General features: G+C 46.7%; 21 protein-coding genes. 8 read left to right on the top strand and 13 right to left on the bottom strand.

Annotated features, from left to right (window positions below; translation table 11 throughout):
• Window positions 1–156 precede the first annotated feature (156 nt).
• From QP775_RS18580 to QP775_RS18590, 3 genes are all read left to right on the top strand, one after another.
• On the top strand, window positions 157–1,335 hold the full coding sequence (locus QP775_RS18580) for an MFS transporter (RefSeq protein WP_285108280.1): 1,179 nt from the start codon (window positions 157–159) through the stop codon (window positions 1,333–1,335).
• 49 nt (window positions 1,336–1,384) lie between these two features.
• Window positions 1,385–1,993, top strand: a complete 609-nt coding sequence (locus tag QP775_RS18585; protein ID WP_239329461.1) for a TVP38/TMEM64 family protein — start codon at window positions 1,385–1,387, stop codon at window positions 1,991–1,993.
• Between the two features lie 82 nt (window positions 1,994–2,075).
• Window positions 2,076–2,357: a transposase gene (locus QP775_RS18590; RefSeq protein WP_239329462.1), complete on the top strand. Its 282-nt coding sequence runs from the start codon at window positions 2,076–2,078 to the stop codon at window positions 2,355–2,357.
• 89 nt (window positions 2,358–2,446) lie between these two features.
• On the opposite strand, the gene QP775_RS18595 is transcribed toward QP775_RS18590, so the two are convergent.
• Window positions 2,447–3,223, bottom strand: a complete 777-nt coding sequence (locus QP775_RS18595; protein ID WP_285108283.1) for a sporulation protein — start codon at window positions 3,221–3,223, stop codon at window positions 2,447–2,449.
• A gap of 226 nt (window positions 3,224–3,449) precedes the next feature.
• Between QP775_RS18595 and QP775_RS18600 the strand changes: the two genes are divergently transcribed.
• Together QP775_RS18600 and mscL are read left to right on the top strand one after the other, a co-directional pair.
• Window positions 3,450–4,358 carry a diacylglycerol/lipid kinase family protein gene (locus QP775_RS18600; protein ID WP_285108285.1) on the top strand — a complete coding sequence of 303 codons (909 nt, stop codon included), beginning with the start codon at window positions 3,450–3,452 and terminating at the stop codon, window positions 4,356–4,358.
• Window positions 4,359–4,379: 21 nt separating this feature from the next.
• Window positions 4,380–4,916, top strand: a complete 537-nt coding sequence (gene mscL / locus QP775_RS18605) for a large conductance mechanosensitive channel protein MscL (protein ID WP_239329465.1) — start codon at window positions 4,380–4,382, stop codon at window positions 4,914–4,916.
• A 112-nt stretch (window positions 4,917–5,028) separates the two neighbouring features.
• On the opposite strand, the gene QP775_RS18610 is transcribed toward mscL, so the two are convergent.
• Window positions 5,029–5,340, bottom strand: coding sequence for a dipeptidyl aminopeptidase (locus QP775_RS18610; RefSeq protein WP_285108288.1), 312 nt, complete (start codon window positions 5,338–5,340; stop codon window positions 5,029–5,031).
• 448 nt (window positions 5,341–5,788) lie between these two features.
• Window positions 5,789–6,583, bottom strand: coding sequence for a zinc ribbon domain-containing protein (locus QP775_RS18615; RefSeq protein WP_239329467.1), 795 nt, complete (start codon window positions 6,581–6,583; stop codon window positions 5,789–5,791).
• Between the two features lie 549 nt (window positions 6,584–7,132).
• Here QP775_RS18615 and QP775_RS18620 point away from each other — a divergent pair.
• Both QP775_RS18620 and QP775_RS18625 read left to right on the top strand, forming a co-directional pair.
• Window positions 7,133–9,478, top strand: coding sequence for an ATP-dependent helicase (locus tag QP775_RS18620; RefSeq protein WP_285108290.1), 2,346 nt, complete (start codon window positions 7,133–7,135; stop codon window positions 9,476–9,478).
• Window positions 9,479–9,675: 197 nt separating this feature from the next.
• Window positions 9,676–10,413, top strand: coding sequence for a GTP pyrophosphokinase (locus tag QP775_RS18625; RefSeq protein ID WP_239329470.1), 738 nt, complete (start codon window positions 9,676–9,678; stop codon window positions 10,411–10,413).
• Between the two features lie 515 nt (window positions 10,414–10,928).
• Here the strand turns inward: QP775_RS18625 and QP775_RS18630 are convergent.
• From QP775_RS18630 to QP775_RS18645, 4 genes are all read right to left on the bottom strand, one after another.
• A complete protein-coding gene (locus tag QP775_RS18630) occupies window positions 10,929–11,957 on the bottom strand; it encodes an FUSC family protein (RefSeq protein WP_239329471.1) in 1,029 nt (342 codons plus the stop codon).
• Window positions 11,958–12,232: 275 nt separating this feature from the next.
• Window positions 12,233–13,081, bottom strand: coding sequence for a M15 family metallopeptidase (locus QP775_RS18635; protein ID WP_239329472.1), 849 nt, complete (start codon window positions 13,079–13,081; stop codon window positions 12,233–12,235).
• 203 nt (window positions 13,082–13,284) lie between these two features.
• Window positions 13,285–14,679: a dicarboxylate/amino acid:cation symporter gene (locus tag QP775_RS18640; protein ID WP_285108293.1), complete on the bottom strand. Its 1,395-nt coding sequence runs from the start codon at window positions 14,677–14,679 to the stop codon at window positions 13,285–13,287.
• 132 nt (window positions 14,680–14,811) lie between these two features.
• Window positions 14,812–15,498, bottom strand: coding sequence for a DNA alkylation repair protein (locus QP775_RS18645; protein WP_239329474.1), 687 nt, complete (start codon window positions 15,496–15,498; stop codon window positions 14,812–14,814).
• Between the two features lie 177 nt (window positions 15,499–15,675).
• Here QP775_RS18645 and QP775_RS18650 point away from each other — a divergent pair, with 177 nt between their 5' ends.
• Complete coding sequence (locus QP775_RS18650) at window positions 15,676–15,879, top strand: helix-turn-helix transcriptional regulator (protein WP_239329475.1); 204 nt, start codon at window positions 15,676–15,678, stop codon at window positions 15,877–15,879.
• Window positions 15,880–16,027: 148 nt separating this feature from the next.
• Here QP775_RS18650 and QP775_RS18655 read toward each other — a convergent pair whose 3' ends face one another.
• The 6 genes from QP775_RS18655 to QP775_RS18680 all read right to left on the bottom strand — a co-directional run bounded on the left by QP775_RS18655 (window position 16,028) and on the right by QP775_RS18680 (window position 25,621).
• Window positions 16,028–18,364: a glycoside hydrolase gene (locus QP775_RS18655; RefSeq protein ID WP_285108296.1), complete on the bottom strand. Its 2,337-nt coding sequence runs from the start codon at window positions 18,362–18,364 to the stop codon at window positions 16,028–16,030.
• Window positions 18,365–18,424: 60 nt separating this feature from the next.
• Complete coding sequence (locus QP775_RS18660; protein ID WP_285108298.1) at window positions 18,425–19,813, bottom strand: sensor histidine kinase; 1,389 nt, start codon at window positions 19,811–19,813, stop codon at window positions 18,425–18,427.
• Window positions 19,806–20,465: a response regulator transcription factor gene (locus QP775_RS18665; RefSeq protein WP_285108300.1), complete on the bottom strand. Its 660-nt coding sequence runs from the start codon at window positions 20,463–20,465 to the stop codon at window positions 19,806–19,808. Before QP775_RS18665 ends, QP775_RS18660 begins: the two co-directional genes overlap by 8 nt.
• Before the next feature lie 333 nt (window positions 20,466–20,798).
• Window positions 20,799–22,094 carry an ATP-binding protein gene (locus tag QP775_RS18670; protein ID WP_239329480.1) on the bottom strand — a complete coding sequence of 432 codons (1,296 nt, stop codon included), beginning with the start codon at window positions 22,092–22,094 and terminating at the stop codon, window positions 20,799–20,801.
• 1 nt (window position 22,095) lies between these two features.
• A complete protein-coding gene (locus tag QP775_RS18675; protein WP_285108302.1) occupies window positions 22,096–23,544 on the bottom strand; it encodes an RtcB family protein in 1,449 nt (482 codons plus the stop codon).
• Between the two features lie 778 nt (window positions 23,545–24,322).
• A complete protein-coding gene (locus QP775_RS18680) occupies window positions 24,323–25,621 on the bottom strand; it encodes an ABC transporter substrate-binding protein (protein ID WP_239329482.1) in 1,299 nt (432 codons plus the stop codon).
• Window positions 25,622–25,778: the final 157 nt, after the last annotated feature.

Consider the following 25,778-nt stretch of genomic DNA (forward strand, 5'->3'; position numbering starts at 1 on the left):
AACGCACTGACAGCACTGCGGCCCATACAAATGTTTAACATGCCGTTAACAAGAATCCCATTGGAATTGGCTTGTACTGCACGATATAATGGGTACAGTTCTCAATCTTGGATAAGACAGGGGAACGAGAAGTCGGCATTAAAGGAGCGACCTGCATTGAAATCCATTCGCGCATTAGGCTTGGGGACTGACATCATTCTGTTATCCGTAATCTTATTCCTTGTTGAATTTGTTCGCGGTGCAGCAATCGTCAGCTTTATCCCCATATACGGTAAAAATGAACTTCACAACAGCCTGGCCATTATAGGCATCGCTATTACAGCCCATTATTTGACAGATACAGTGTTAAAGACAGGTATTGGGTACTTACTTGATCGTTGGTCTGCTCGTTTGATCATTAATATAGGCTTGCTTATATCCTTGATCGGGATCGGACTTTTTGCTTGGGGAGAATGGAATTGGGTATTCATCTTGGCTGCCGCACTTTATGGTGTTGGTATCTCCCCTGTATGGATTGTCTGTCTTACCAAAGTAAAGGAAGAACAGCGTGCCGCTCAGATGGGTTTCCTGTATACGATATGGCTGGTCGGTATGGGGGCAGGTCCAGTTGTGTTAAATGTCATTCTTGACTACAAACCTGAGCTGGCATTTACATTGCTGCTTGTCCTAGCTGGCCTTGCTTGGCTCATCAGCTTTGCTGTTCCAGGTGGCAGACAGACGGGAGCACCTACGACACCAGTCCCTTTCCATGAACAATGGATTGCACTCAAGGAGAGATTGCGCGCCATTAAACCGTTACTTCCAGGCATGATTCTGCAGACGCTTGGCGCGAGTATGCTTGTACCCATACTCCCGACCTTTGCGGAGGCCTCCCTATCGTTGTCTAACAAGCAGTACTCGGTACTACTTCTTATAGGGGGCGGCTGTACAGTGCTAGGATTGGTACCAATGGGTAAGTGGTCTGATCGTCTTGGACGCAAGCCATTTCTAATTATTGGGTTTGGCATATTTGCCTTAACGCTAGCCTCATTGTCACTGCAGCCTGCCGTATGGATGGCTTACCTGCTTGCTGTAATATTGGGCGTCTCTTACGCCGCGGTACTGCCTGCATGGAACGCACTGCTGGCTCTTTATGTGCCGCCTGGTCAGAAAGGGTTGGGCTGGAGTCTGCTGTCAACGGTAGAAGGAATTGGAGTCTTGATTGGCCCTGTCATTGGCGGTGTTCTAGCCGACAAATTCTCGGCAGCCACAGTCGTCTGGCTTAGTGCAGGATTATTCGGCATAATTGCGATTGTCTATTTACTGTTCCCATCGCGTTGGTTCGCTGAACATTAGCGCAAGATCAGGAACAGTCGTATTGTCTGGGAGAGGATGAATACTAACCATGTGGGATTGGTTGCAACAAGTCATCACAACGTTAAAACATATAGATATGAATCAAGTGGAACTATGGTTGAAACAATATTCTAATTTAGGGCCGATTCCAGGAATTATGCTTCCCTTTCTGGAAGCATTCTTACCTTTCCTGCCGCTCATCGTGTTTGTGATGGCTAATGCGGCAGCGTATGGGCTATGGCTTGGCTTTTTATATTCCTGGATCGGAGTCTGTGCAGGTTCCTTTGCTATATTCTGGATTGCACGCTTGTTTGGGGGCCGATTCAACGCATACGTCCAGCGTAAAATGCCAGGTACCAAACGCTTCTTTCACTGGATCGAAACAAAAGGCTTTACCCCAATCTTTGTCCTGCTTTGCTTCCCATTCACACCGTCATCCTTGATTAATGTAGCGGCCGGTCTCAGCACGCTTCAGTTCCGTACGTTTATGATCGCCGTACTCGCCGGTAAATCATTGATGATCTTTATGATGGCTTTTATCGGTCATGACTGGCAAGGCTTTATTCACCAGCCATGGCGCATTGCACTCGCCATCGCGGTCTTCGCACTGCTGTGGTTTGGCGGCAAGAAGCTGGAAGCCCGATATCACACGACTTAGAACATACGAAGGATAGTCAGACTTCTTCTTGGGAACGTTATGCTTAGGCGGTTAACCCATATCAGGAAGGAGCCTAGCCCCTATGTCAAAAGAACGTGATCGCATGAATCCGGTCTCTCGCGAGCAAGTGGAAGTCGATGGCATCTACACAAATGAATGGGGTCGAGAAGAAGTGCTGCATCGTGGTCAGCATTATCCTTCTGACCCGCAGCTCGGCGCGACGGAGTGGGAGCTAACGCAATTTATTTATGATAATCACCATGACGGCAAGACCGACGTCCGGCTCGTAGCCAAGGCGGACGAAGATATGCCAGCGCCGAAACAGAATCATCCGCGCAAACATACGGATCGCGGCGACAAATAACAAACAACAGCCTCATCCCTTTGCAGCATTTTGCAACAAACCCAATAAAAGCGGCCCAGCATTCACGCTTGGGCCGCTTTTTATTGAATTTATACATATTTACGAATAAGCTCAGCCAACTGTGTCGATACCTTTTCCGCGCCAAGCCTTCTCCATTCGTCCCTGCTCAAGCGATATCGGACAAAAGTCTCATCCGAATCCATCGCTTCTGACAACCAGCCGCCCAAACCGCGTGCTCGGCGATCAATCTGAAGCAGCAGTTCCAATTGATGCTCAGTCGGGTAAAAGATGACTTCCAGTTCATCAAGCTCACCCCGAAAATAAGATGTCGGTACAAACTCGAATTCCTGCACAAATGGGGATACGCTGCCCAGACGCGGCGCATATTCGCATTCAGCCTTGCGGAGGCGAAAGCCAAGTCGATTCAAAGCATCTATAACAATACTTTGTTCAACGCTAGGCACAATCTCAATTCGATCTTGATCAGATGGATCAACTGCGCTTGCGATATCCAGCTCCGTCTTCAACCAGACCGGTGCATTGCCGATGGTAAGCGGCGTCTGCTGGGGCAGTGTGATAAGAACCGGAAAATCACGCTCTTCATTAGGCTGAAGACTAAACGCCTCACTCACACGATATCGTGCTAATTCGCAATTTACCCAATGCTTATGATCATTGCTTTCCTTCAGATATTGTGTCATCAACGTTAATCTAATCCCATCTACCTGCTGCGCCACTTGCCCGCCTACTATTTTGACGACACCTTTCACTTGATCACCCGGCGCATAACGTACGTGCTCAAGAAGCGTATCTACCTTGGCATTACCGATCCCTACACTTGCTAACAAGCGATTAAACATGGACATCTCATGACCTCCGCCTAAGGATTGGAATTCTACTCATTCTAAATGGTATGCGATTTCACTTGTCTGTCTCCTGATAATACGGACCGAATTTGGCAAATGTTTCATGATTATTGTTGTTTTATCTAAAAAGGGTTGGCAAGAAAATGATGAATGCTATAATAGGAAAGCAGTTCTGCAGCAATCTTATAAAGGACGACAGATTAGGCTATCATGGGAGAGATGGACGTTGAATTTGTTTGTCATTAATCGACACGCAGGCAATGGCAATGGCCAACACGTATGGGCAGACATTGAGCCGAGATACAGAAAGCTTGGCATCCCTTATGCAGCATGTGTGTCTACTACCCCGGAGCAAGCAGAAGAACAGGTTAAAGCTCACTTGGTCACCTACCCATACGCTGATGTAATTGTAATTGGAGGAGATGGAACCATCCACCGCATGCTCCCGCTGCTGGCAGGAGCTCATGCGACACTAGGTATTATTCCGGCAGGATCGGGAAACGATACCGCAAGAGGTTTCGGCATACCATCCGAACCAATTGGCGCGCTTGAAGTAATGCTTGCTGGAGAGCGACGCTTGATTGACCTCATCAAGGCTCATGACAGATGGACTCTAACAGCTATTGCCAACGGCTTCGATGCCGCAGTGGCCGATATCGTCAATCGAAGCGTCTATAAACGCTGGTGCAACCTCCTAAAAATAGGACCTGTCGCGTATTTAATTGGCATCATCCATATGCTCTTTACTTACCGTCCTACCAATGTTGAAATAAACATTGATGGCGAGAAATCGCAGTATCGCAACGTGTGGCTAACCGCTATTTCCAATGTCAACAGCTATGGTGGCGGAATTCGAATATGTCCCGCAGCCAGAGCAGACGACGGCAAGCTTGATATTTGTATCGTCCATAACTGCAGCCGGTTTACCTTCATACGACTACTTCCTACCGTATTTTCAGGTAAGCATGTCAAGCTGCGTTATGTAGCCATGAAGCGCGGATCCATCATTGACGTGGAGTCTTCACAGTCTATCGTATCTATCGGAGATGGAGAACGGATCGGGACAACGCCCTTCACTGCTTGTATACATCCAGGGAAGCTGAACATATATGCACCTTATGTCGATTCAAAATAGTCGGCAAGGTGTAATGTAATCATGTACACATTAGAAAGCGAGGATAAGAAAGTGGGAGAATCAAAAGTAAGAACACTGGCGCAAGAATTTAAGCAATTTGCGCTGCGTGGCAATGTGATCGACTTGGCAGTCGGTGTCATTATCGGCGGTGCCTTTAACAAGATCGTCACCTCGATCGTTAACGATCTGGTCATGCCGCCTATCGGATATATGCTTGGCGGGGTTAACTTTAAGGACTTATTCTGGCAAATGGATGGCAAACTTATGCCAGACGGATCTGCAATTACATCATTGGCACAAGCACAACAGCAAGGTGCCGCTGTCATTGCCTACGGCTCCTTTGTCAGCACGATTATTGACTTTATTATTATTGCCCTGTCTATTTTCGTCATGGTTAAAGCTATAAATGTCATGCACCGCAAGAGAGATAAAGAGGAAGTCGTCGCAGAGCCTACAACCAAAGCCTGCCCATACTGTGTTTCCGAGATTCCAAAGGCCGCAACACGCTGCCCAAGCTGTACTTCTATGCTTAACGAATCCGAATTCGTTAACGTTTAGATATCATTTGCTTAAACAATAAAGACCGTCCTCGCTTAGAGCAGCATGGCTTGTCCATACCTCTGTGCGAGCAACGGTCTTTTGTCTTCATATATATCCCATTATATCTAAGTTAGAGAAACCGTCTATTTTTCTCCATCATCGATTCAGCGATCGCTTTTAAGAATGGATCAGGTGTAAATGATTCTTCTCCAGCATCCATCTTCTTGACTACAATCTTGTCGAATGTGCTGCTGCCGCCGGCAGGAGCGAATACATAATGATCTTCGTCTGCTATCGATGCCTTATAGCCCATCATATCCAACATGTCCAGTATTTGTGCAGCAGTAGGTTTCTTCCCCTCCTCAATCATAACGAGACCGCGAAGCTTTTCTATCTCACCGTTACGTGCTTGTAAATCAAAATGGATGATGCATTCTTTCATCCTAATCCCTCCTCGTGCACAATTTCAGACAGCCAAGTGTTCGCTCTATGCAAAGGTTAATGTATCCTTCTTCGCTTTATCATAAACGCTGTTCTGTGTATACTATCCCTTACGACAGGAACAGCAAACCGTTGCAGGTACTTATTTGCAATGTAGTGAACATCTAGTGAAATTATGCTCAATTGTCGATTATTATTAACAATAAGGTTCTAACCGAATAAATCTTGGACTTCATTATTCTCTAACCTTCCCACTATTCTGCTGTTCCAACTCATAGCCCAGCATATATAAGATGATGTCTTGAACAACAAAGTGGCAACCCCCTACCTGGTCCCTTGCATATAAATATAAATAAACCGCTGAAGCTCCATCCAATCCACAATCATGTGACTTGGATAGAGCTTCAGCGGCAAATTACTTATCCTATAAATAAGCTTGGAATACCCGTTTATACAAATGGAGAGCCGCAGCGCTCACACCACTTCGCCTCTAGAGGTGCAAATGAGCCGCATGCTGTACAGGGTTTAGCTTCTGGCAATGGTTCAGGACCAGCTTCAAAGCGCTTCGTGCCAATATGGCCATCGTAAGCATTAGGCACAGCCGACTTATGCAAGGAATCAGTCACCGTATGTTGACGATGCTGGGAGCGTGGAAGCAGAAACTGTTCCTCGTCAAATGCATACGCATCCTCATCTTCAAACGCATCTGTTTGCTGAGGCACGGCATAACGAGGATACTTTTCCTCATCCACTACTGAATGGAAAGCATCCTCTGCATCATCATGTTCCGGATGTGCATACTGACCATCCTTATACTCAAATGGCCGCAATTCTGTCACTTTACCCTGCGGCTCATAGGCGGCCGCAGTCTCTTCTCCCATGCTCGGCGGATCAGGCAGCTTGGTGCCGCACTTTGCACAGTAATTGGCCGTCCATGGCGCAATCTCACCACAATCACATCGCTTCTCGTGACGCAGCTCGCACCTTTTCCATTCCAATTGTTCGATATCCTGTTCTACACGCGCATTGACACGGGCAAGCGCGGCTAGCTGATGCTCTAGTCCCGAAAGTTCATTCGTTTTATATGCTTCATAGGCCAGGCAGCCTATCTCATATGTATTCTGCTCCCATTCTTTGCGGAGTGATTCAATTTGGGATTGAATCCGATTTAACTCCACCACATTTTGGGCTTTCTCAGATGCCTTGGACGCTCCTTCTTTCATTTTCTGCAAAAAACGATTCATCCTATGGCCCCTCCTTTCCTGTCACACCAAACTTCCATCATTTAAAATTTGAAATAGATCGATTATAAACATAGTATGTTTGTCCCGCATTTACAAGTACATACGAGATTATACTTGTTGGCAGAGAGGTGAATTCACCTCTTCTCGCGAAGTTCAGTATAAACCCTGATAACCTTTAAACAAAGCCATGACAATTGAAACTTGAAATCGTAAAAAACTGATTATTTAATGCACAAATCAATATGAATCGTTAGACGTGTGAATGATCGCACTTCCCTTCCTTGGTTCATATTTCAAAGGGTCTCCCCCTTAATTTAATCTAAGGACAACGTATGCTTATACGTGTAAAAACATGTTTGTGTTGTGCTGTATTCTTCTCTTCTATTTAACATTTCGAATTTCAGGAAGATATGGCCTTTGCGGTGTCAGCATTCTGCTATCATAATAGAAGAGACTGATTGTAACATGAACCCTTCATTCAGCAGCTATAACAGAACTCTACTGGGCTAACTGTTAACTGGCCTTTACTATAAGAAAGGAATTACTCACATGAAGAAAGAAGAACAACGTGCCGCTGTATCCTGGCGGTCGAGGCCCGATGGGGTAACCTCAGCAGCACCTGTCCCGGTTGCAGCTACGGCTGACCAAGCCCGCCTTGCGGCGGCAGTTGAATCCGAGGAAGATGCCTGGTTTTTTCAAGGGCTGGCGAATCAGGGCCTATCGCTGCATGCCTCACAGCGCAGCGCGGTCCTTCACGGCGAAGGACCGCTGCTCTGCCTTGCGGGCGCCGGTTCAGGCAAGACGTCCGTGCTGACGGCACGGGCTGCTTACCTGTTAACCGTGCGCGGAGCTGCGCCAGAGGCGCTGTGGCTGGTCACGTTTACGAACAAAGCCGCAGCAGAGATGCGCTCGCGGCTAGCACGGCTGCCTGGCGTGAACTCGGCCATGGCACGCGGCGTGCAAGCACGAACGTTCCACTCGTTCGCGCTTGCCCTATTGCAGGCGTACGCACCGCCGTTCACGCTGCTCGCGGAAGAGCGTGCGCGCCACGGCTTCATGCGCCGCGTGCTGCGCGAGCTCAGCCTGCACGACACGCTGCAGGCCGAGACGGTGCTTGCCGCGCTGTCCGCGCTGAAGGCGCGCTGCCAGTCCCCTATGGACTGGCGACCGGATGGCAACGCAGAGCGCGACATGCAGCGCGCAATGAAGCGCTTTGAGGACCAGAAGCGCGAACGTGGATTAAAAGATTTCGATGATTTGCTTGTTGACCTCGTCCACCTGTTGGACAGCGATGAAGCACTCGTGGCGAAGCTCCGCCGTCGCTTCCGCTACGTCATGGTCGACGAATTTCAGGATACGACCCCTGTCCAGATTCAACTGCTCCGCCATGTGACTGATGGGCACCGCAACTTGGCTGTGTTCGGGGACGACGATCAGACGATCTATACCTTTAACGGAGCTTGTCATTTATATATGACAGAGTTCCGTACGACATACCCTGATGCGGTACAAGTTACACTCGACATGAATTTTCGATCCAATCCGGCAATTGTCGGATTGGGAAATGCAGTCATCGAACATAATAAAGAACGTTTAGCTAAGACAATGCAGGGCGTAGCGGATCTCCCACTTGGTAGAGCAGGTAACCATGTGGATAACTATTCACCCCCTCTTCGTGCTAATTCTATATCCATGCCGCGTTACCTGCGGCCCGTGGATGGCGAGGAAGAAGCTCAGCTATTGGCAGAGCACATTCAGCAGCTTGTATCGTCAGGTAAGCTGCGATATGCAGATATTGCGATCCTGTATCGGACGGGCCATACAAGCCGTGCATTAGTTGAGCATCTGACGATGAACGGCATCCCGTTTCAGCAGTTAGGTGCTGAACCACTGTTCTATGAACACGCGCTGGTTAAGCCGCTCCTTGATCATCTGCGGCTCGCCCTGAAGCCGCGTGATTTCGATGCGCTCGGCAGCGCAGTTGCTTGTTTGTATGTACCGAAAGATTCTGGCTTGACGTATGTGCAGCAAGCAGATAAAGGTCATGCCAAGAAGTACCCACTGGTGCATCTGGCTACTTGCCCGGGTATTGCCGAGTTCCAGCAAGCTGCGGTCAAACCTCGCATTCGATACATCAAAAAGTTGGCTAATTTGAAGCCACAGATGGCAATACGTGACATGCGCCGTGAATTTTACGATAAATATACAACTGCAATGGCTGGAGAAAAAGCAACAGCCTATCAAGAGACCATTGCCGAGACGTTAGAAGAACTGGAGAGCTCAGCTCAGCGTTTTGACACGGTCGAAGCCTATTTAAAGCATATTGAAGATCTGAGAGAACGCTATGCTGCCGCAGCAGCCTTAAAGCCAGCAAAGGCTCACAAGCGGGCTGCGCAGGCCCCTACAGCTGCTCTTGCAGGCAAGCAGTCCACAGACGAACACGATACCCTTACACTTATGACAATACATCGAGCCAAGGGACTGGAGTTCCCTTGCGTATTTTTAATCGGCATTACGGAGGAATTGCTTCCGCATCGAATATCGCTTCGGGATAAGCCACCCGCAGAGAAGGAACAGTTCTCTTCCATGCAAACCAACACAGTTGGTTCGATCGATTCGACTAGTAGGACTCGTGATGGTAAAGCTGTAAATCCAGTTCACTTGGACAGCACCATCCATTCCATCACAAGCACATCGTCCAGCGCACTTGACGTCAAGCAAACACTGTTAGAAGAAGAACGACGTCTGCTCTATGTCGGCATTACTCGTGCAAGACAGGAGCTCTTCATCAGTTCACCTGTCATCGTACACGGCAAGAAACAGGGGGTCAGTCGGTTCTTGATAGATGCCTGGCGTGGTCCTACACCAAATTCACCTGCACTGCCCGCTAAATGACAGCATAGTGTGAATACGATGGCATAACCTCTGTGCTGCTGCGCTGTTTAAAAAATTAGTAAATAGGGGAAAGTTCATTCTGTATTTTGAAATACCCCCCTGATATCTATTACAATAGAGAGTAGACGCAGAGAAATGCTTTTGAGATAAAGATTTGCATTTATAATCTGCGATAACACGCAAGAAGGAGATTTTACATGTCCAAGTCTGATATGATTCTAAAGCAGTATGAACAAGTAAAGCAGTTGCCCACATTGTATCAGTTGGCATTGGAAGAGCTTGAGACGAAGATTAAGATTATTCAAGCAGAATGGAAGATACGCAATGGATATTCTCCGATTGAGCATACCAAGACCCGACTAAAAGAACCTAACAGCATTTTTAATAAATTGCAGCGCAAAGGTTTACCCCTAACTTTGGACTCTATCGTTAGTAAAATATATGACGTAGCTGGCATGCGTATTGTGTGTGCCTTTGTGAAGGATATTTATTTAATACTAGATCACTTAAAATCACGAGACGATATTCGTGTGGTCGACATTAAAGACTACATTGCCAGTCCAAAGGGAAATGGCTACCAGAGTCTGCATGTAATCGTACAGGTGCCGCTTGTCCTGTTTGACGATGTGCGATGGGTATACATCGAGATTCAACTGCGTACATTGGCGATGGATTTCTGGGCTAGTCTGGAGCACATTATTTATTATAAATTCCAGCAGCAAGTCCCGCAGCATGTCATCAATGAACTCACGGAGGCCGCCAAAGCCGTTGATGAGTTGGATCGCAAGATGCTCGATTTGCGTAAAGAGATATTATCTTATAATCAAGAAGAGTGGATATCGGGGTTGTCCGAGGGCCTGGGCGACGTCTTAAACGACACTAAACCTTATACTCGAGTTGAAGCTGTTAACGTAACTAAACACTCGCCGTCTTAGTTCCCTGAAAGATACACGTACGTATACAGGAAAATATTCCTTCGTATGCATCTGTACAAGTTAAAACATGCTAAGTATTGACGCTAGGTGACGTCATCACCTGACTTTGCTTAGCGTCCCGAATACCATGATGACGTAAGACACTGCCGATCTCAACATCACCAGGCAGCTGTGTAGATAACACGGCACGTCTGTTATCACACTTACACACCATTTAATAGCTGCATGTTGAACAGTAGCTATTAAAATGAGTATGTCGATGTGATAAGTAAGACGGACTGGGCTGCTCTTGCCAAGAATAGGTACTTTCGATTATCAACGATAGGAATTATTCATTCGGTTAAGATGAACAGTCGCATGTTGATTTGCAAACGTCTCTACGTGTCATGGCTTCATAGCGAGTCTGCTGCGGTGCCTTGCGGTTAACTGAAGCAGTCTTAAGAAGAGCTTGTATATGACGTATGGGACTAACTCCCTAACGCCGTATACAGGCTCTTTATGTGTTCGCATATCTTTCACTTTTTCTTGTCCTGCCCTGATTCCACATGCCCTACCAAGCGATCTAGACGACAAATTTGGAAACCATACTCATAGCATGCCGCCGCAACGATAGATAATCGCCTCGATCCTTCCTCGCCCTGTACGCATTGTGTCATCAACACATATAGAAATGACTCATTATCTTGCTGCAGCCGCTCAATTTCGTGGCTGTCCTGCTTCACTTTGTCTTCCATCTTTAACAAAACGTGTTCATGACCCTTGATCAGCAATTCCAGATGAGCGTCAAATAAACGGTCTACACCCTCTTCTCTAAACGACTGGAAATAATGGTTCTCCATCGCTTCCAATACTTCCATTCCTTTATGAAGCGTATACAGCAGTTGCTTGTGCACAACGATATGTCTGGATTCCCGGTACCTGGCCCGTTTCAGCTTTTTGGTTTCTTCTTCAAACAATTTGAATTTATCGCCAAGTGACTTTAAGTTGTCCTCAAGCGCGCCCTTCTCTGCACGGAATGCCGTTTCTTTCATCTCATCAGACACAACTGTTCTTAAGAGCAGCGACATCCTACTAAATGCTGCCTCTAGCTGTTGATTAAATTGGACTTTAGGATTCGGTGGGAAAAATAATATATTTATGACAAACGCCGAACCAATCCCTACCAGAATTTGTGCAAATCTTGCTAATGCAAAATCCCACTGCCCAGATGCCTCCATTACCGCGATGACCGTTACTAAGGTTAGGCCGACCGTTTCTTCCATTTTCATTTTGAGACAAATCATAATAACTAAAATACAGATAATACCGACCACTATAGGGTTGTTGGATATGACCATCCCCGCCAACAATGCTATAGCTGCGCCTAAGGTGTTCGTCTGGAGCTGCTCCAGAAAGTACCGCCATGAACGGTAAATGGAAGGCTGCATCGCAAAGATCGCGGCCACCGCCGCAATGACTGGTGTGTGAAGCTGCAGAATCATCGTGATATAGAGGGCCAGCGTTACCGCAATCCCCGTCTTCAGCACCCGCGCTCCAAATGCCACATGGATTCCTCCTTCTAAAATGAAAAGAACTGAGCAAAATTTGTTAAAAGCTAATGCTATGCCCAGCCTTATCTTACACGCTTCAATACGTTTCATGCAAAAGGATATCTACGCAACTCTCCATCTGCACGATTTCAATACGGTCGTTTGCCGGTCTGGTCGCAGAAAAAAGCCTACAAGCTGTTACACAGCCTGCAAGCTCTCTCATTCAGGATGCTGCTCATCGCTAACTTTCATTTATTAAAATACGTATAACGACCTCGCCCTGCGGACATTTAATCACTAAGGAATTGCTCCAGCGTAGTCTTCTGCTCGTAAATAGCAGTGGCAGTATCCACACCAACATATCGAATATGCCACGGCTCGTACATATAACCTGTAATGGCTTCTCCATCCTCTGGGTAACGAATAATAAAGCCTGCTTCATGCGCGTGTTCTGCCAGCCATTTACCTTCCTTGGAAGCACCAAATACTTGCTCCAATTCATTGCTCACACTTGGGCTTGATACATCAATGGACAATCCTGTCTGATGTTCACTAGTCCCTGGTACAGCACTAACACGTGAAGCATATTCCTGACCCTGTGTATCCACGTAATGACTAAACAAGGATTGCTGACGCTTGTAAGATCGGTATCCGGATACTGCATTCAGCTCGATGTCACTCTCGTTTGCACTGGCGAACAACTGCTCTAACGCCGCTGCCGCTTCCTTACGCATATGACGCTTCTCATGCGCTTCACTAAAGGAGAACTTTACATTGGGTTCCACCAAATCTGCCGGCTCATATCCATCCGGCAGTGAACGCTGTTTGTTTACCACGACATAGATGGATTCTGGATTTGTCACAACAGACTTGCCATCTTTCTCTTCCGTAGTACTCGCCATTGCGGCCTCACTCTTTACGGATGCAAGCTTGTCCACTGGCTCCTCTCCTTTGCTGTCGGCATCTTCTCCTGTCTGAGGCGTCAAAGCAGGATCGACTTGTCCTGAACCTGTCTGAGGTGTCTTTTGTCCTTCCGTAGTGGGGGTAGCTCCGTTGGAGCATCCACTTATCAAAAGGGTCGCACTAAGCGCTGCTATCATACACACGGCGGCTAACCGACGCTGTTTGTTCTGTTTCATTTCTATCATCCTTTCATTCCGCTGCTCTATCTTGTCTATTAGATTGAGACTCTATTATAACGGATTAAAAGAATTAGTTCACAGTCATCATTTTCATAATAGAAATAGATGGCAGATAGAGTGTCCTTTCTGCTCATCTAGTCATGCGAAAAAAAGAGTCTAGCAAGGCAGAACCTGTGCTAGACTCCCTATTCTACGTGGCACTAACCTGCTGTTACGGCTCCGTTGCCTCTTACATTGCGCTCTTGCCCGATGCCAATATCTTCATCAGGCTCGTTATTAAATGCCTCACGGTCAAACTCGCCCTCGCTATTGCCCACCAGAAGCGAGGCTACCGTTGTACCAGTAGCATTAACAGCAGTACGTGCCATATCCACAATGGCGTCAACACCAAGTACTAGGGCAAAGCCCTCTAATGGCAATCCTGCTTGAACCAATACCACCGTCGTTGAAATGGATGCTGGGCCAGGCACACCCGCAACACCGACTGATGCCAGCGTAGCTACTGCGATAATAAGCAAATAGTCCGTGATTCCAAGTTCGATGCCAAATACTTTGGCTACAAACACCGCAACGATAGCCGGATAAAGACCGCCGCATCCGTTCATATTAATCGTAGCTCCGAGTGGAGCCACAAAGCTTGCGACACGTTCGGACACCTTCATCCGCTTGGTGATCACCTCCAGATTGACAGGCAGCGTCGCATAGCTGCTGCGAGTCGTGAAAGCTACCGCAATCGTAGGGTACGCCTTCTTGAAGAAGCGTAGAGGATTCACTCTTGCTACAAATGTCACCAGCAATCCATAAGTGACAACCATATGAATCAAGCAAGCAATAAAGACCGCTGCGATAAACCAAGCTAATTCCTTGAGTGTCTCTAAGCCATACTTAGCAGCCATTGATGTGACTAAACCGAGCACACCGTATGGGGTCAACCTGATAATAATCTTAGTTACGCGGAACATAATATGAGAGAAAGATTGGAAGAAGCTCCTCACCGGCTCTACACGCTCCGGATGACGTCCGCCTTCCCACGTAATGGCGATCGCAATGAAGAAAGCAAATATGATGACAGGTACTACTTTCCCAGTTGCCATCTCATTAACAGGATTCGATGGAACAAGATCAAGCAGTACTTGCTTAAATGTTGGAATCTCACGCGCCTCAAAATCTTTCGCAGCATCCGTGCTTTGTGCGATACCTGCTCCTGGATCAACCACCACAGCAACGCCAATACCGATCGTAGCCGCAATCGCCGTTGTTATTAAGAAGATCGCAATTGTCTTTGTTCCTAGCTTCTTAAGTACGTTAAGATCTTTGACCGAAGTAATACTCGTAATAATCGTCGAGAATACAAGCGGCATGACGACCATTTTAATCAAGCTTACATATATAGAACCGAGAATGCCTACATCCACAGCGTCCTTACCAAATAATGCTCCAATACCAAAACCGAACACCATTGCAAGTAAAACTCGGGTTCCAAAGCCGACCTTCTTCTTCGCCAGCCACCACAATACAACGGTTAAAAGTAACGCTACGCCCCAACTGCCATACACCGAGAGATCTTGAAGCGGTAGCCAAGCTTGATCTTTCATCGACGTTCACCCCGTAATATTTATATAATAATTCCTACCTGTTTAATTGGTATTATAAAAACAAAGGGATGTTATCGTCAACTCCTTTTTTTGCAAATAAACTACTTGAACACTTCTCTTAACCCTCTCGCATCAGACACCCTCTAACATCAGTCCCTTTACTGCTTCCCTACGGCTGAGCGGCATTAGTTCATGCTGTTCCACATAATGTGCTACCCATCCCGGATCTGTTTTCGCATATTCACGCAGAGCCCAGCCAATCGCTTTCTGTATAAAAAATTCCTTTGATTCAACGTGTGCTGCGATCGCCGCTGCTAACAACTCACGGTCTGTCTTGCCTTTATATTTCAGTTGGAATAACAGTGCTGTGCGGTTCAACCACATTTGATCCGAACCTATCCAGCGTCCAGCATAATGACGACAATCATCCGAATAACGACTCATCACGCCCCCTACTGTATGGGAAGCCAATCCGTCCACTGTATCCCACCAGGATTTTGTCAGGATGCAGCGTTCGATTCGATGTATATGTGACAATTCCAGCAGCTTCAATCCTCCTTCTAGAAGTTCCATGGCCACATAAGCCAACTCTCTCTCTTCATATGCCCACAACACCTCAACTGCGGCTAATAAAACATCTGCCGATGCAGGCTTCCCGTAAGTTCGTATGTGCGATCTGAACAATTCCTTACGCTTCGGTTGGGGAATACCAAAAAAGGGAAACTGTCCGCGCATATATTTTGACATCGCTGCCGCTTTCTCTGGATCAGCGTTGGCTTTCATCGCTTGTACAATCGGTTCAATCGGATAATGACTCATGAAAACTTCCTCCCCTTATGATGCTTTGTCATTAGGATAATAGTTTGGTCTCATTATGAACTCTTAACTCTAGTTTACCCGGATCAACTGCATTATTATGTAAAAAGTATTTTACATTTAATCAATGATCTTGTATGATGATGCCACATATGTTGGAACAGTGAAAGTTGGTAGACGATGGAGAATCAAATTAAACGTTTACGAAGATTGCTGAAGTTGTCCCAGGAGGATTTGGCTCAAGCTTGTAATGTATCACGTCAGACGATCAATGCCATTGAAAATAACAAATACGATCCAAGCCTTACACTTGCTTTTCAGCTTGCCCACGTACTGCAGGTTTCTGTCGATGAGCTATTTTTGTACACGAAGCAGCAATCCTAAATCAATATCAACCCTTATTAAGGGATGAAATCATAAAGCCCGTATAATGTCACAAGGCTGCACAGCTCTACTCTCTAGAGCCGTTCAGCCTTCTTGTTAATGTCATATGAAACTATGAAAGCAGAAGCCAAAGCACTGACGGTCAGAATCAACCTTTATACACAGCATCCCTAGCTTTAAACACGGTTCGTGACTTGCCATCCTTCATCACAGCAGACATCGCTGGAATCGCCTCCTGTTCGTATTGGACATCCTTCTTAGAAAAGTTCACAATCACCTGAATGTCCTCACCATACTTGGCGGTTTGCAGCAGCCGGTCCTTCGACAACACCTTAAATTGGGTCATCTCCTTGGTTACGGCTTTGGCATGAAAAGGCGACCATACGTCCAAATAAGTCTTTATCATGTCTTGATGACTTTCCCACTGCTCCTTATCCAAATGGTATAGTGGCGGCACATTATATAACAACTCATAAAGCATACGTTCAGCGGCCTCATCCTTGATCTTCAAGCTGCCCCATTCCCAATGATGCGTGGTAATGACAGAATCGTTGTATACTAACTTAAATAAGGGCAGCGAATAGGTTGGATCTACATAAATACGCTGGTACAGCCCTTTAATCGGCACTTCCTTCGCGTATCGCTCAGGTATTCCGCCCTGTGCCGACCAGTACCCGCCTATATAATAGGGACTACTTTTATTCTCACGCATATCTTTGTCGCTCCACTTGATAACCGGCGTCTCCAAACCGTGTGCGAAAGCAATCACTCGACTGGCGAAGTCATTACCACCCTCCGAACCGATAACCATCCGCTTTTCCTTGGAGATGTACTCCATTCGTGCAAGACGCGCCTGCATATCCTGCTCCTGCGTCGTAATGTTTCCAGGCGTATAGTCGTCATAGATTTCTCCTGTTGCATCACAATCAATAAACCAAGAGTTATACAAAATACCGTCCTGCAAGATACCCTCTAATCGCTGCTTCACGCTGGGAAGTGATAGAGTAGGATTTAGCTTGCGGCCGCGGTTTAGGAAACCACCGATCTTTTTTCCCCGTTTGTTTGTGACGGTTGCCTCGTTATACAGCTTGCTATCGGGAAAATACGCCGTATTCCATTCCTTATTTTCCTTCTCCTGTATCGAGTGATACGAATCATACGGCCCAATCAAATAACCAAGCTTCGCAGACTTCTCTACAAATGCTGGATTCATCAATCCGTTCGCCCAATTCGGAAGACCGATCCAGGCTTGTTTGATGCCTGCCTGATGCATGTCCTCTACCAGCTTGGTCGATTGCTCCTGCCCCCACTCGGATGGATTGGCTAACGCATCACCAAAGACACTCTTCAGCAAGCTCTTATTGAAGGCATACATTTTCTGCTCGCTTAGTTTATCGACACCACCAGCGATCGCTGTCAACATTGTTGCATCTGCTGACCGGAACAGATCTGGTCTGTACAACTGCTTCAGCTTTAACACCTGATTAAGCGCCTTCACCAGGGCACGCTTGTGATAAGCATTAAGTGGCTCTTTCTTCGCCTCCCCTAGCACGCTATTAAGCTCCTGTGATCCGTCTTCCGTATATCGTTCCATAAGCTCTGTAATCCATGCCCAGATCGGGCTGCCCAGCCTTGATTTCATAGCAGACCAATTTACATTCTCATTAGTTAACACTTGGCTATTCCACATATAAATATGCGGTGCCCCATACAGCTTCGCCACTTCCGGGTTCTCCTTGGCTTTCTCCGCAAGTGTCTTCAACCCGTGTGTCTCCTGAATATAACCTCGATACAGCTTGGCTACTGATACAGGGTCATTGGCGGTGACATATAAGCGGAATCCATATTCCTTCTTCGGATTAAGGGTTGGAAATTCGTGTGTAAATGTCAGGTTGATCTTGGGTTCCGTACCAAATGACACCTCGTTGTTGAACGGATTGTCCACTACATAGACAAGCGCGTATTTTTGCATGCCCATCGCCATAAAGTTCATCGAGAACGACTCGCTCCACGTTAACGTCTCTTCTTTCAAGAACTGCCTCCAGTTTGGATCGTTGCTCGGAATTCGCTTTCCTTCCCATAAGGGCAGCAAGTAGTCGTCTGCCTGAATGGTCGGCCATTGAAACTGCTCTGCACCAAGTGATTGAATCTGAATGTCCAGATAATGATCCTTCTTCTCGATTACCACCTTGATTTGCTCCGCAGGATATGTCCATTCCGTCCGACCAGCTTCTTGCTTATATTCGGTAAATTCGCGCTTTTTCAGTGGGACGGATGCTTGCTCCTCCACACCGTCGCTTGTAATAACAATGCCAAGCGTCGCAGGGTCCACCTCGTACGTAAAGTCATGGTATGCGGCCTTCACGGTCTCGGCGATAATCGGAGATACCGCTACCTCCGCTGTCGCCACTCCTTGTCCACTGCAGCCGCTTAACAGGCTGAATGCCATCGCCGCTGATAATATAATCAGTAAAGCTTTATTCATTTTGTGCATGCCTCCTGTATCCTAATTACTGATTGCATGCACTATGTTAGCGGTTCTCTGTTACGCCAATGTGACAGGCAGAGAAAAATAAAATTCGATCTGACCACCTTCTGCTCTAGCACCGTACGCAGCTTGATGCTTCTCCAGAATGGTTTTCACTAACGACAACCCTAATCCAGTCCCGCTTAATTGCTTGCTGCGCGATTGCTCGGCAACACTGAAGGGCTCCCACATCCGTTTCAATTCAGCCTCTGTCCATTCCCCTGTGCGGTTGCGCAGGCGGAAAGTCAGCACTTGATACTCACATGTGACAGCACAGTGAATATAAGAGTCTGTCGCATACTTGATCGCATTCGTAAAGAAATTGTTCAGCACAATCTCAATCTTTGTACGATCTGCCATTACGCTAACCTGTTGAATCCCCTCCGCCAGCTCCAACTCTAGCTCTATACTCCGCTCAGCCATAACGATTTTATATTTATCAACATTCTCTGCGAGAAGCTCCATAAAGTTAAATGAGGTTATCTCATATGTATCAGCCTGAAGTTTTGACAGTTCAAGCAAACGTTCAACGAGTCGTGCCATATCATCCGCTTGCTGCTCAATTACGTCGGTAAAGGTACCATCGTCGAGCCCATCCTTCATTCCCGCGGTGTAAGCCTTCATGAGCGCAAGCGGAGTCTTTAGCTCATGTGAAATATCCGAAATGAACACGCGCAAATTATCATTACGTACTTGCAGTTCCTGATGCGCCCGTTCCAGATTGTCACTCATCCTATTCACACTATCCGCCAAAGCTTCTATCTCGTCCCCTGTATGAATCTTTGCTCGACTGAACTTAAGCTCCGCGATCTGCTCGGCTGTGTCGCGCAATTCAGCAAGCGGTCGCAAGATCCGTCTCGCTGACCATGCGGACAGCAGCAAGGTCAAGACCAGAGCGCTCACGGAGATGTACAGCGTAAAGCGGTTTACGATATGTAACGTCTCGTCGGAGTAAGCTATCGATTCGCCGATGACATAAAGTTCATCATCTTTGTTCATAAACGTAACCAGAAAGCTTGACTTCAGCTTGGTCTGGCTAAATATTTTATGAACCTTCTCCTGCTGTGTAAGCTTGGCCACACTTTCCTCTGTTATCCAGAACTTGCTTAGTCGAATGCCCCTGCGATCAAGTGTCGTGATCACCGCTTCATTCAAGGCATCGATATTCGTCTGAAAAGGAACATGGACAATATCAACTCCATAACGATGTTCCACATGTGGAAGCTCATTCGTCAGCTTGTCTTCGTCTATACGTTCCAGCGTTTCTGTTAGTTGAGCCAGATTTGTCTTTTTTTGATATAAATAGTATTTAGGAAGAAAAAACGTATTAGCCACATAACTAAGTACAAGCACAAGGCCGACGATGAGTGAGAAACGAACAAACAACTTACGGCTCAGCTTATTCATTTGGATGTTCCTTTGGCACTTCCAGACTGTATCCAATACCGCGATGTGTCTTGATCAAGTGTTCTCCAATTTTCTCGCGCAAGCGTCTAATATGGGTGTCTATGGTTCGGTCATCACCAAAGTAGTCAAAGCCCCATACTTGATCAAGCAGGTTCTGACGCGTCAAAATACGGCCTTTATGTTCGATAAACGTCTTCAGCAGCAAAAACTCTTTGTTTGTCGCCTCGATGTCCATTCCGTCCCTGTATATTTTTCGTCCCTGCATATCCACGTTTAAAGGTCCGACACGCACGTCCTCAGCAACTTGCAGCAGCTTCTTAGCCCGCAGCAGCAAAATCCGCGGATCAAATGGCTTACGTACGTAATCGTCCGCCCCTGCTTCAAGTGCCAGCAATTCATCCTCGACTTCTCCCTTAGCCGTCAGAAGCAAAGCCTTGGCATGGCTGTGTGCCTTCATGTGCTTGCACACCTCTATGCCGCTGACCTTCGGCATCATCCAGTCCAGAATGGCCAAATCTATCGCCTCGCTGCAAAGTACATGCAGCGCAGCCTCACCGTCTTCAGCCGTGAAGGTACGAAATCCTTCCCGCTCGAAGTAAGCCTTTATAATATGAAGCATATGTGGTTCATCATCTGCTATTAATACGTTCATTAAGGGTCTCCTTGCCGATATAATCTTTAACTCGTCTAAACGGGTCGTTTTTGTAAGCCACATCACAACATCTTGGCTGTTCTTCCTTCTCTTGTATCGGCCTAGTATGAAATCTGTTATGCAGTACCTTTTGCAGTCTCTTATGCTCTCATTATGATACTAGAAATAAAGTTGAATCCCAAACCAGGTGTAATATCATCAGAAAGTTCTGTGCTGCTATCAACTTGCTTCTCCCTATAACGGAAAAAAGACAGCATCCCATTAACTCTTCCCTTCATGACGTAAGGGAATAACTAATGGGACAACTGTCCTTAACCATATTTTATTTCAATATTACCCCAAAAACCCGACGGTATCATTTCCTTTAAACCAAGTTTGCTTGCGACCTTTGTCTAGCGTTTGCTTCATATCCCGTACAATCTGGTGTAGATCGATTGGTTCCTTGTCATACCAGAGCAGCGCAATCGTTAAGTATACTTCATTTAGCTGGGCAAAGGAAAACGCCTCCGTCAAATCGGCAGCAAGTGCTTCTTCTTCCTCTCCGAGGATGCTCACCAAGCCTAACTGACGCAAATATTGCAAGCGCAGCGTCCTTTCTGGCAGCGGCATCTCATATGCTCGATCAAATCGACCGGCTCGGTTCATCAGCGCCGGATCAATCTTCTCGGGATAGTTTGTCGTGCCAATCAAGAAAATGCCTTCCTTGGACGTAGCACCGTCCAGCGTATTCAGAAAGAAGGAGCGTGCATGCTCTGGCATAGCATCGATATCTTCGATTACAAGCACCATCGGTGCCATCTTAACTGCTTCATTGAACACTTCGTCAATCGAATGACTTGACGTGTGCTCAGTAATTTGCCAATATGCGACAGGGGCACTCACACTTCCTGCGATAGACTTCACCAGCGTTGTCTTGCCATTGCCCGGTCTGCCATACAGCAGGATACCTCGCTTATACGGAACACGATAAGTCGTATAAAAGGAACTGTCGCTGTCGAAGAAGCGATCGATGGATCGGAAAAGCTCTTTTTTGAGCTTGTCGTCCATCACGACATCTTCTCGCTGCACAGATCTTGTAAGACGCTCCGTTTCCCGATCTACCCCATTGTTTGTATCTGTGAATACCGTAATGCTGTTACGCTCGCGCTCTCTGCGCTTAATCTGCGTCTCGTTCATAAAACGCAGCATTGCCTCATCACTGGCGGCAAAGCATACCTTCTCTGAGTCCGTTCCATAATGCATCCACACCGGAATGCGCACAAACGCCACTTCTGATGAGGGATACACATATAATAGATTCTGAATCGAACTGCTAATTTTGTAGCCTGCAGCCACATCTTGTTCGGCAAACCGGCTTCCTTCTTCATAAATGACATCTCGCACACCAAAAAAGTCGTATACCGTTGCAGCAAGTTCCACTTCCGCATTCGTCAACTGCACATCATCATCTAACCGATCCCAAGCTTCTTCCAATCGATTTTCATTTGAAATGATAAGCCACGACTTGCCATAGCGCTCTGAAAGAAATAGCTGGACAGCCTTTACTGCTTGTGCAAAATGTTCATAATCCGTCATGCCTGCTTGAAAGGGTACTAATACTGGCCTATCTAATTTATTAATAATACTCACCTTATGCTCCTTTGAGTGTTGCCAGCGGCTTACAGACGGCTACTACGTCTGCAAGACCTGCACCTACAACGCTATCGATAATTTGTTCTACGTCTTTATATGCTTGCGGTGACTCGTCAATAATGGAATCCAACGTCTTTTGATTAACAACAACCTCTTCTTCTGTTCCGATCCGCAGTGAGGCCGCAAATTCATCCACGGAAACTAACTGCTTGGTTGCACTACGCGAACGAATACGTCCAGCGCCATGACAGATCGAATAATAATTGGCAGCCCCGCCTTCGCGGCCCACCATCAGATAAGAGGCACTACCCATCGATCCAGGTATAAGGGCAGGGTGTCCTGTATCCATATATGGCTTGGGATTATCAGGATGCTGCGGAGGCAGCGATCTTGTCGCTCCTTTGCGATGGACAAACATCCGCTCTCCATCATGCTGTTCCTCCCAAGCATAATTGTGCATTAAGTCATACAAAGTGCGCAACTCCACCTGAGTGCCAAATACGTCACGAAAAGCCTCGCGGACGCCGTAAGCCATCAAATGACGGTTAACTACAGCATAGTTTAAAGCCGAGTACATCAGATGCACGTATGTGTCTGCCGCTGCGTGGCCAAGAGGCGCAAACAAGAGGCGCGGGTCCGGCGTTCCTTTCCCGGATGCACGCATCCAATCCGCTATCGCCTTTGTGCCATGCTGATTAACTGCACCACCCCATGCGCGGGACCCTGAATGCAGCATGACGATCACTTGCCCGTCAAACAGCCCCCACGCTTCCGCCACCTCGCGGTTTCGTTCATCCAGTTCCACCGCCTGCACCTCCGCAAAGTGGTTGCCGCTGCCAAGCGTCCCGAGCTGGCGATGCGCACGATGCCAAGCTGCTTCTGGCATAAGGTCCAGCACCGCCGCATCAAAGTGGAATTTGCTGCATTCCACATGGGTAAAGGAAGTTGTTTTCTTTGGCGTATAAATATCCGGCACATATTTCTTCGGCAGGCCATGCACGCCTTTCGTGAGAATATGCTCCAGTCGAATGTCTGAGAAATGTCCGCGCGCGTGCGTTTCTACTGGCACATATTTCTCCATAGCTCGCATTAGCTTCCGTCGCACCTTCACATCCTTCAACTCATTGCGGTGCATATTCGTCACATGCACCCTCATACCGCAGCCGATATCGTTGCCGATAATTGATGGCGATACGTATCCTTCTGACGCTTTCCATACAGCTGTCGTGCCAATGCAGGTGCCGACGCCCACATGGACGTCTGGCGTATAGCTCATGTACGCTGCGTGAGGGATTAATAGATTGTTATTTGCCATCTCAAACACTTTATTGGGCAGTTCTGCATATAACGCATCACTTGCATACACATGCAGTTTACCAGCTGGCAGATCTACCGTTCGATAATAAGCGGCTTCCTCTTCTGAAGCCTGTTTCCAATACGTATTCATCTTTTAAATCGATCCTTTCCATTCATCCGTTTCTATGTTGATCTTATGTGTCAAGCTGCCATGCAGCTTCCAAAGTCAGTCAGCAGCGGCCTACGCCATATCTCCGAGTCTCATCCCTGTATAGAAAAAACCGCAGACAGAATGGTCTACGGTCTTGTTTTATACGCTGCATCCCCTTCTCTTTCTTTTCGTCTTATTTTGCAACAGCAAGATAAGTTGAAATTGAGCAGGCGGCGAAAATATAAAAAAGCCATAGACCTCCGTCTATGGCTCCTGCATGTACAATTAAGCCTGCGCACAAGTCCGCTGACAGTTACGATACTGACAGGCGCTTGTATCAAGCAGGTCCCTCCACCGAGTAGAGTACCCGTGCTGAAGATTATGCCGTAGAGTCCGACGAAAGACACTTCGTAATATGCAATTGCTGAATTCTGCTATTCGTAATGGTCACCTTCATCGGCCTCCTTTCATGAAAATATGTTTATATATTAGAGGATAGATCCAATCTTTGTCAACCCTCGTCATGCTTTTATTATCGGAGAGGAACTCTCACATCCAGTTCCTTGATATGCTTATACCTGCTTTTATATAGCACTAAACTAAATTTTTGTTGAAGTACACACCTTCTTCACTACATGCACAAAAAAGAGCTACCCGCCCTGCCAAGCGGATAGCCCTTACCAAATACAATTGAGTTTTCACGAGAATGATGAATGAGAATTCTGTTCTATAGTTTCCGTATGCTTCCGCATTCCAGACTTCAAACATTCGTTAATTGTTATTTTTTCTTCAAATTGTCCCAAGCCTTTTGGAAGTCTTCCAGCAGCTTTGCTTTATCCGTCTTCCCTGCGATATAAGCTTGGATTGAATTGCCGAATTCCTGCGTCACACCGTCTGGATATTTGAACCAGTTCCAGCTTAACACTTTATTATCTTGGCTGTACTTGGTTACTTCTGCTGCGATGTCGCCCAGATCCTCAGCAGTTGCTGGGATAGTTGAGAATGCAGGAATAAACTTGAATTCCTTGGCAATATACTGCTTACCGATGTCAGAGCTGACCATCCAGTTTAAGAACGTTTTGGCTTCTTCTTTTACTTTGGAGTTCTTGTTAACGACCCAGTTATTCGGAACGCCTACCAACAGTTTGTCATTCTTAGCTGCATCGTTGTCAATTGGCATCGGCAGCACGCCCAAGTTCAAATCCTTGTTGATGCCGTCGATCTGCACTTGCGTCCAGTTGCCTTGCTGCATCATCGCCGTTTCGCCTTTTGCAAATAAGGTCACCTGTGTATTGTAATCGGTAGTTAACGGATTTTTGTTGCCGTATTTGACGGTCAGGTCAAGCATGTTCGACCAATTCTCGAACTCTTTGCTGCCTGTAATCTTGGTGGAGCCATCATTCAAGCCTTTTATAAACGCATTAGGGTCCTGCTGCTGGGCAAACGCCACATTCAGGTTATGAATACCGAGAATCCACCATTCTTGATAGCCGTTGGAAAACGGAGTAATACCTGCGGCTTGCAGTTTCTTTGCTGCATCTTCCAACTGTGTCAAGGTCTTCGGCAGCTCAGTGATACCAGCCTTGGCAAATAAATCTTTGTTGTAAATGAAACCATAACCTTCAAGGTTCATCGGTTGACCGTACAGCTTTCCTTCCTTGGTCATAGGCTCCTTGGCGAGGGGAATCACATCTTTTACCCATGGCTCAGCAGACAAGTCCTCCAAGTGCTCCATCCATGTTTCCATCTCTTGGAAACCGCCATTGTTAAATATATCAGGCGCATCATTAGAAGCAAACTTCGCTTTCAGCGCCGCACCATAATCTGCACCGCCGCCTACAGTCTGGATGTCCAGCTTAATGTTCGGATGTTCTTTCTCAAATTCGCCCTTCAAGCGATTTAACGCTTCGGCGATCTCTACTTTAAACTGAAAAATCTTCACGGTCTTTACTTCCTTGCTGCCGTTATTCGCGCTTCCATTCGCGCTACTTTCGTCAGATCCTTTGGAGCCACAACCGGCCAGCATAACGGATACTGCCAATAACATCAACAAAGATAATTTCGCAACATGTTTCATCCGTAAGACCTCCCCTTAGTTCTTGCACTTTCCCTATTGCTGCATATTGTTTCTCTACTTTGCTGCTTTATGAGCAGCCCATCTACTTCATAGTCGGCAGCAGGGACTTGTTTCAGACCATTGTGCTGCCTTTTCATTCTTAGAACGAAGCATAGTG

Source organism: Paenibacillus sp. UMB4589-SE434, assembly GCF_030226685.1.
Lineage (GTDB): Bacteria > Bacillota > Bacilli > Paenibacillales > Paenibacillaceae > Paenibacillus_B.

Coding starts and splice junctions, on each gene's coding strand:
- QP775_RS18585 (WP_239329461.1), top strand. CDS start 1,385: ATGTGGGATTGGTTGCAACAAGTCATCACAACGTTAAAACATATAGAT.
- QP775_RS18590 (WP_239329462.1), top strand. CDS start 2,076: ATGTCAAAAGAACGTGATCGCATGAATCCGGTCTCTCGCGAGCAAGTG.
- QP775_RS18595 (WP_285108283.1), bottom strand. CDS start 3,223: ATGTCCATGTTTAATCGCTTGTTAGCAAGTGTAGGGATCGGTAATGCC.
- mscL (WP_239329465.1), top strand. CDS start 4,380: ATGTACACATTAGAAAGCGAGGATAAGAAAGTGGGAGAATCAAAAGTA.
- QP775_RS18610 (WP_285108288.1), bottom strand. CDS start 5,340: ATGAAAGAATGCATCATCCATTTTGATTTACAAGCACGTAACGGTGAG.
- QP775_RS18615 (WP_239329467.1), bottom strand. CDS start 6,583: ATGAATCGTTTTTTGCAGAAAATGAAAGAAGGAGCGTCCAAGGCATCT.
- QP775_RS18620 (WP_285108290.1), top strand. CDS start 7,133: ATGAAGAAAGAAGAACAACGTGCCGCTGTATCCTGGCGGTCGAGGCCC.
- QP775_RS18625 (WP_239329470.1), top strand. CDS start 9,676: ATGTCCAAGTCTGATATGATTCTAAAGCAGTATGAACAAGTAAAGCAG.
- QP775_RS18635 (WP_239329472.1), bottom strand. CDS start 13,081: ATGAAACAGAACAAACAGCGTCGGTTAGCCGCCGTGTGTATGATAGCA.
- QP775_RS18640 (WP_285108293.1), bottom strand. CDS start 14,679: ATGAAAGATCAAGCTTGGCTACCGCTTCAAGATCTCTCGGTGTATGGC.
- QP775_RS18645 (WP_239329474.1), bottom strand. CDS start 15,498: ATGAGTCATTATCCGATTGAACCGATTGTACAAGCGATGAAAGCCAAC.
- QP775_RS18650 (WP_239329475.1), top strand. CDS start 15,676: ATGGAGAATCAAATTAAACGTTTACGAAGATTGCTGAAGTTGTCCCAG.
- QP775_RS18655 (WP_285108296.1), bottom strand. CDS start 18,364: ATGAATAAAGCTTTACTGATTATATTATCAGCGGCGATGGCATTCAGC.
- QP775_RS18660 (WP_285108298.1), bottom strand. CDS start 19,813: ATGAATAAGCTGAGCCGTAAGTTGTTTGTTCGTTTCTCACTCATCGTC.
- QP775_RS18665 (WP_285108300.1), bottom strand. CDS start 20,465: ATGAACGTATTAATAGCAGATGATGAACCACATATGCTTCATATTATA.
- QP775_RS18675 (WP_285108302.1), bottom strand. CDS start 23,544: ATGAATACGTATTGGAAACAGGCTTCAGAAGAGGAAGCCGCTTATTAT.
- QP775_RS18680 (WP_239329482.1), bottom strand. CDS start 25,621: ATGAAACATGTTGCGAAATTATCTTTGTTGATGTTATTGGCAGTATCC.